Genomic DNA, 6,550 nt, shown 5'->3' on the forward strand with positions numbered 1-6,550 from the left:
AAGCCGCCTGCTGAGAAACGTCGTGGGCTGTGAGCGAAGAGCGGGCGTTATGGCTATAGCCTCATGATGTCGATATTAGTATTCAGTATCGGATGAGATAATGCATCTTGGATGCTATCTATTGGACATTAACAGCCTAGACAACTGTTGCGCAGAGGCTCCTACCACAAGTGCAATAATCAATACTCCCACAGTGGGTAATGTCCTGCCGGTAAAAAAGCATCCCAGAAGTAAAACTGCGTATGTTGCGACAATGCCAGTAAGCATAGAAATAATAAAAACGTGAGTTTTCATCATATCTCCTTAATCCCCCCGGCTGTGCTCCTGGGGGATTAACACGATAAGGTTATTTAAAGGCAGACTTTCCTGCGAACTGTGCCGACGAACCCAGTTCATCCTCAATTCGCATCAGCTGGTTGTATTTTTCGATACGCTCACCCCGACATGGCGCCCCTGTTTTAAGATGACCGGCACGCATGGCTACTGTCATATCGGCGATAAAGCTGTCCACCGTTTCACCGCTGCGGTGCGAGATAAAGGCACCCCAGTTGTTGTCATGACAAAGCTGGACTGCGTCAAAGGTTTCACTCAGGGAACCAATCTGGTTGAGTTTAATCAATGCGGCGTTGGCAAGATTTTCATCTATTCCGCGCTGGATATATTTCACATTGGTCACAAACAGGTCATCACCAACCAGTTCCACCTGACCCCCTAGCGTATCGTGCAGAATTTTCCACCCAGCCCAGTCATCCTCAGCGAGACCGTCTTCAATCAGGGCAATCGGGAAGTTTTTCACCAATGTTTGATAGTAGTTTGTCATTTCCTCTGAGGTCAGCTCGGCATTTTCTGTGCGCAGATGATATTTACCATCACTGTAGAACTCGCTGGAGGCGGGATCCATGCAGATAACAATGTCTTCACCAGGGCGGTAACCTGCTTTTTCAATGGCCAGCACAATCAGCTCCAAAGGCTCGCGATTTGAAGAAACAGCCGGTGCAAAACCCCCTTCATCTCCCACGCCGGTCGACAACCCCTTATCAAGAAGAACCTGGCGAAGTGCCTGATACACCTCACTCCCCCAGCGCACGGCCTCCCTGAACGTCGGTGCACCGCAGGGGGCAATCATGTATTCCTGAAAGTCAGCCCCTTGTCCGCGGGCATGGACCCCCCCGTTAATGATGTTCATGCAGGGCACCGGCAACAGATTTGCCCCAATTCCGCCAAGGTAACGGTACAAAGGCGTCTGCGATAGCTGAGCCGCAAGCCTCGATACGGCAAGCGACACGCCCAGAATAGCATTTGCTCCCAGACGCGCTTTATTATCCGTCCCGTCAAGGGCGATCATGATGTTGTCGATGCCGCGCTGGTCGCGGACATCGTGTCCTTTAAGGCTGTCAAAAATTTCGGAGTTAACGCTTCCGATTGCGTTAAGCACGCCTTTCCCGCCAAAGCGCGCTTTATCACCGTCGCGGCGCTCAATGGCCTCGCGCGAACCGGTACTGGCTCCTGAAGGTACGGAGGCTCTTGCCATCGAGCCGCACTGAGTTGTGACATCCACTTCTATGGTCGGGTTACCCCGGGAATCCAGAATTTCGCGGGCAACAATTTTATCAATAATAAAGCTCATATAAACCTCGAGTGTTAGTGAGTCGTAATATGCTTAATCAACACATCGACGGTCAGATGGTTGATGAATTCTATGGAATGGGAGGAGAGCGTCCCGAACAGCCTGTTTTTATGTCCCATAATCACCAGATCGACACCTGACCCGGTGACACAGGCTTCGACGTCCTTAAAGCGGCTGATGGTAACGATTTCTTTCACATCCACGGGAAAGTTCACGGTGTCTACCAACCGGCTCAGCATGGCTTTGGCCGCAATAATTTCAGCCGACTGGCGGTCCTTGGTTAATGAATCAGAGGCAATGTCTAACTCCCGGTAATCAGAGGTGAGGTGGCCAAGCGTGATCGCCGTCCCTTGTTCATGAAATCCCTTGGCAACCCCCTGCAGCAGGAATTGGCCGTCGGTTTCATCGCTGAGCAATATCAGAGCATGTTTATAGATTGGCATTAATTACCTCGACGAGGTTGAGAGCGCGCCCGTCAGCCACGGGAGTATGTCCTTTTCCCTGCTGATAACGCCGGGAAGAGAAAGACACGTGAGATCGAGCGCATTATTTTCTGAGAAATATAACGTGGTGTTTTTCTGAAAAATATCCGTGACGGCCAACATAGCCATGTCCAAATGGCCGGACTGACACTTTTTTGTTAACGCGACAAGCAGGTCAGGGAGCACTGCGTCCATTGCCGACATACCTGCCACTTCAATTTGTGAAAGCAGTATCGACTGACCGTTAATCTGATAGCGCTTGGCGTCTTTCATAAGGAGTTGGTCGGGTGTCAGCCCCGCGATGTCGGTTTTAGCGTTCAGCAGGCCTTTCACAAAGGCGTCATAATTTAGTTCGCTTATGATGGATAACGCCTGCACGGCAGCCCTGTCGTGAGCGGTAGTGGTTGGGGATGTGAGCGCCACAGTATCACTCAATATTGCACCCGATATCAGTGTGGCCTGCGATGAGGAAATGGGCTGATGATATTCAAGGGTAAGGATTTGCCAGAGCACCGTGGCACAGCTGCCGACAGCGCGTATCCAAACATCCGGAGGATTTTGTGTGATGACCGTACCTAACTGATGATGGTCTATGATGCCCAAAATGTTACTGAAAGCTAAAGAGGGTGGACCCTGCTCCAAATCCGTAAAGTCGACCAGCCAGACCTGTTTTCCACTCAGGTCTTCTTTGAGTAGGTGAGGGGCTTCCACGTTGGCCTGGTGCAGAATAAACGTCGTTTCAGGAGTTATGTCACCAAGCCTAAATGGGGTTGCGTGTTTTCCGTGGCTTTTAAGCCAGTCCGCTGTAACAAGAGCGCTGCAGATGCTGTCGCTGTCGGGATTGAGGTAACCAAAAACGCGGATCATAGCGTCTTCCTCTGACGGGGCAGAAGAACGTTAACAGACAAATAAAGATAGATTTTTTTCATAAGAGTACCTGACATACCTGCCTAAGAGAGAAAGCAAAAATGTATATCAGGCGTCATCATCCGAACTGGACAGTCCGGCGGTTGGGAAAGGTGGAACACCATCACCTTACTGATGAATATAGGTGAAAATCTACCACTGTGCAATGTGCATTCTATGAAATATTAATAAGAATGGAGGTCTTCTGATTGTCTTCTTGCCGACCATATTTAACACAATACAAAGAATCAATGTCCGCTTCTGGCACCAAACCGCCTGCATGTAGACGCAGAAGAGTCGCTAGGAGCGAACTTACCGGACCAGAGTAAAAGCTTTTATTTCACCATGACGAACTTACGAGCTCCGAATTACTTTAGGCTCTGTGAAACTGGTCAGAATTAAGCTGATTTAAGTAATAACTCGGTTACAAATGGGATTCAGACTCTCGCCTCATAAGAAATTCGTCATGAAACACACCGTTAACAAATAACGCAGCAGTATCTGTTGCCCATTCAGTGAATCCAAAAGAGCGATACAGTGCTAGTGCTGCGTGATTAGTGGTAACTACTGAAAGTTTTATTGTCCGCGCTGAATTGGCAGCCTCCAGCGCCGCTTCTAAAAGTGCAGTGGAAAGGCCCGAACCTCTCATTTCGGCACGGACGTACATTCCCCATATAGTGGCCATATGGCTCAGCTTTGGGGCGTTACTGCAACTAACACCAATGATACCCTGCAAGGTGTTCTGAAGATCGAATCCTCCAAAAACACAATTACCCAATAATCGCTCAGCAAAGAACTGTGTTGGTTTCTTATTCCAGTCTTCATAAGAAGCACCAAAAGCGTCAGGATGAAGCTGCAGCGCTTCCAGCCTTACTCGTCTAAAATCGTCAAGATCACTATCACTAAGACGTCGCACACTAAATGTTTTCATTCCAAGCTCCTTGCTAGCGCCAATTTTTACTCACCCACCATTGTATCAACTTACAATAACACCTCTACGACGTGCCTTTGTTGTAGTCAGCTCGTTGCAAAAAACTGCCTGAATAAGGAGCATGGTCCGCCATGAGCAATGAGCGGACATTGCAGACTGCCCAGTAGAAAAAGGGCTATCAGAATTATCTAAAGGAAGATCGTATTAATCATGTCTCATTCTAACTGTTTAATAAATTATAAAAATTGAAACTTTCATTTAATATCATCGTGTTAAGGAAGTTAATTAAACCTCTCATTTAATTTATGATTCTTATTTAGTTCATGAGTTGGTGTAAAAATAGATTACCGCACTATTGAAAAAAACATATTCAACCCCAGCAGGAAATTATATTTAAAATTAATGTGCGTAGGGACTTTTCTGCGTAACAAGAACAGTAAGTAAACACATAGTAATAATAGTTACCATTCCCATTTCGCAACTAGCCATATCATGAGGTAAACTAATTCCTGCTGCAATTTTGTGAATTAAGGTTATCCTAATAATTCTTTTGTATGATTAAGGTCATCGATAAATTTACTAAGGGCTCATTAATGAAATTGCGACTCTGGAATCTATTACCTCATGATTACGCTCCTTTTTTTCGTATTCTTCACATCATTGTGGTATTTCTAATATTATCACAAATTATTAACTCTAATCTGACAGAGACCGAAGCAATTGGTGAGCATAGTCTTGAAGGAGTTATAACCTGGATGCACATTATTTCAGGATTAGGACTGATTATTTGTGGTTTTATAATGTTAAGCTGGATGCTTACTCAAAGAGGTTTTACTTATTACTTTTCATGGGTAGGGCTTGACTTTAGTGGCATTAAACAAGATATAAAAACGTTGACTAGTTTCCGCCTGCCCGATGCCCATTCGGGAGGTATTGCCAGTACAATCCAAGGATTTGGAGTTCTAGCATTGCTAATTGTAGCACTTTCAGGTGGCCTATGGTTCTTGTTGAATACCATACAGTCAAATCTGGCTGAAACAGTAATCCACTGGCATAAGTTCTTTACTACTTTCATTGAGGTCTATTTTTATGCACATGGTGCAATGGGAGTTTTGCATATTTTAATTGAAAAATATAAAAGTCGCTCAGTTAACCTAGGTGACTAATCTGTTGTGCGATAATATTTCTTCAAGTTGTAAAAAATCCTAAAAATAAAATTTAGTGTACTAGAGGATGAAACAGCACTTGCAGAGACTTTTTTAAAGAAATTTAAAAAAAAAACGAAAAAATATTCATGGCGCAATGATTATTTAATTATCTAATATGGATCGAAATGTGAGTTAGTTGCCCTATTTTAGGAAGTTAATAATGAGTAAAACCAAAGAGTTACCTCGTCCGCTTACGCACTACGCTTGGCTTTCCATTGCCACGGCTATTGCCACTATCGGACTCAAAGGTGTGGCGTGGAAAATGACCGGTTCGGTCGGTCTGCTATCTGATGCCATCGAATCCGTAGTTAACCTCGCAGGAGCCCTAATGGCGCTCTGGATGCTTACCTTGGCTGCGCTTCCGGCCGATGAGAACCATGCATATGGGCACGGCAAAGCCGAATATTTCTCGAGTGCTTTCGAAGGATTTCTGATCCTATTGGCGGCAGCCAGTATCGCCTATACCGCAGTTGAGCGGATGTTAACTCCGCAGCCGCTTGAGGAGATTGGTCTCGGGCTACTGGTTTCGACAGTCGCATCAGTCCTTAATTTTGTGACGGCACGCATCTTGTTAAGGGCTGGCAAGCAGCACAACTCGATCACTCTTGAGGCAGATGCTCATCACCTGCTGACCGATGTCTGGACGTCGGTCGGTGTCATTTTTGGTGTCGGACTGGTTTATCTGACCGGCTGGTTTTGGGTCGATCCGGTCGTTGCATTGCTGGTCGCAGCCAACATCGTGTGGACTGGTTATCAGCTTATGAGTCGTTCAGCGGCAGGTCTGATGGACGTATCGCTACCCACTGAAGAACTCAAAAAAATCGAGTCGCTGCTGGCGGGATATCGTGAACAGGGGCTTGATTTCCATGCACTACGCACACGCCAGGCTGGCGGGCGGGCGTTTATGACAATTCACATCCTAGTTCCTGGGCTATGGACTGTTCAATATGGGCACGACTGGGCCGAGCGTATAGAGAATGATATCCGCACAGCACTGCCTTTTATCCATATCACCACTCATGTGGAACCGTTGGAAGATCCAGCGTCAATGAACGACCAAACACTCGACATTTCTGATCACTAAACTAACCACATGCCGCTGGTCCGGCAGGGGAACAAAACCTCGGTCTACAAAAATTTCAGGTATTCTCTATAATTTTGAGGGTACTTGGTGTCTTTGCTTTCTACTTATTTTCCTGACCTGCGCCCAATTGTTTGGCACGCAATAGTTTTAAAAAGTCCGCTTCTGGCACACACCAGACAAACACGTGACGCTGAAGGTCTGCTGAGAGCGCAGGCTGTGTGAAAACTTCTGATCACTTTTTGGTCTAAGCAATGAATTTATATGATCAACCATTCTCGATAAACCCGTGCGGTAATATTTTTTTTCTAATAA

The 6,550-nt window shown here is 46.1% G+C and carries 6 protein-coding genes and 1 riboswitch; of the genes, 2 read left to right on the plus strand and 4 right to left on the minus strand.

Translation table 11 applies throughout. The features are described 5' to 3' along the window. Positions 1–346: 346 nt before the first annotated feature. The 4 genes from eno to ACMV8I_RS20215 all read right to left on the minus strand — a co-directional run bounded on the left by eno (position 347) and on the right by ACMV8I_RS20215 (position 3,946). Positions 347–1,627 (minus strand): phosphopyruvate hydratase, encoded by a 1,281-nt coding sequence (gene eno / locus ACMV8I_RS20200; RefSeq protein WP_498866975.1) that lies wholly within the window; start codon positions 1,625–1,627, stop codon positions 347–349. Between the two features lie 14 nt (positions 1,628–1,641). Then, positions 1,642–2,070, minus strand: coding sequence for an adenine nucleotide alpha hydrolase family protein (locus tag ACMV8I_RS20205; protein WP_498866976.1), 429 nt, complete (start codon positions 2,068–2,070; stop codon positions 1,642–1,644). A 3-nt stretch (positions 2,071–2,073) separates the two neighbouring features. Next, positions 2,074–2,976 carry a DHHA2 domain-containing protein gene (locus tag ACMV8I_RS20210; protein ID WP_498866977.1) on the minus strand — a complete coding sequence of 301 codons (903 nt, stop codon included), beginning with the start codon at positions 2,974–2,976 and terminating at the stop codon, positions 2,074–2,076. Positions 2,977–3,078: 102 nt separating this feature from the next. Continuing rightward, a riboswitch (Fluoride riboswitch) is annotated at positions 3,079–3,153 on the minus strand. Between the two features lie 286 nt (positions 3,154–3,439). After that, entirely contained in the window at positions 3,440–3,946 is a 507-nt protein-coding gene (locus ACMV8I_RS20215; RefSeq protein ID WP_498866978.1) for a GNAT family N-acetyltransferase, read from the minus strand. 593 nt (positions 3,947–4,539) lie between these two features. On the opposite strand from ACMV8I_RS20215, the gene ACMV8I_RS20220 reads away from it, so the two are divergent. Both ACMV8I_RS20220 and ACMV8I_RS20225 read left to right on the plus strand, forming a co-directional pair. Continuing rightward, positions 4,540–5,112 (plus strand): cytochrome b/b6 domain-containing protein, encoded by a 573-nt coding sequence (locus ACMV8I_RS20220; protein ID WP_498866979.1) that lies wholly within the window; start codon positions 4,540–4,542, stop codon positions 5,110–5,112. Between the two features lie 202 nt (positions 5,113–5,314). After that, positions 5,315–6,238 carry a cation diffusion facilitator family transporter gene (locus ACMV8I_RS20225; RefSeq protein ID WP_498866980.1) on the plus strand — a complete coding sequence of 308 codons (924 nt, stop codon included), beginning with the start codon at positions 5,315–5,317 and terminating at the stop codon, positions 6,236–6,238. Positions 6,239–6,550: the final 312 nt, after the last annotated feature.

It is taken from the genome of Ewingella sp. S1.OA.A_B6 (assembly GCF_049889095.1).
GTDB lineage: Bacteria > Pseudomonadota > Gammaproteobacteria > Enterobacterales > Enterobacteriaceae > Ewingella.

Excerpts from the sequence above, each read along its gene's own strand:
- eno (WP_498866975.1), bottom strand. The coding sequence starts at position 1,627 with ATGAGCTTTATTATTGATAAAATTGTTGCCCGCGAAATTCTGGATTCC.
- ACMV8I_RS20205 (WP_498866976.1), bottom strand. The coding sequence starts at position 2,070 with ATGCCAATCTATAAACATGCTCTGATATTGCTCAGCGATGAAACCGAC.
- ACMV8I_RS20210 (WP_498866977.1), bottom strand. The coding sequence starts at position 2,976 with ATGATCCGCGTTTTTGGTTACCTCAATCCCGACAGCGACAGCATCTGC.
- ACMV8I_RS20215 (WP_498866978.1), bottom strand. The coding sequence starts at position 3,946 with ATGAAAACATTTAGTGTGCGACGTCTTAGTGATAGTGATCTTGACGAT.
- ACMV8I_RS20220 (WP_498866979.1), top strand. The coding sequence starts at position 4,540 with ATGAAATTGCGACTCTGGAATCTATTACCTCATGATTACGCTCCTTTT.
- ACMV8I_RS20225 (WP_498866980.1), top strand. The coding sequence starts at position 5,315 with ATGAGTAAAACCAAAGAGTTACCTCGTCCGCTTACGCACTACGCTTGG.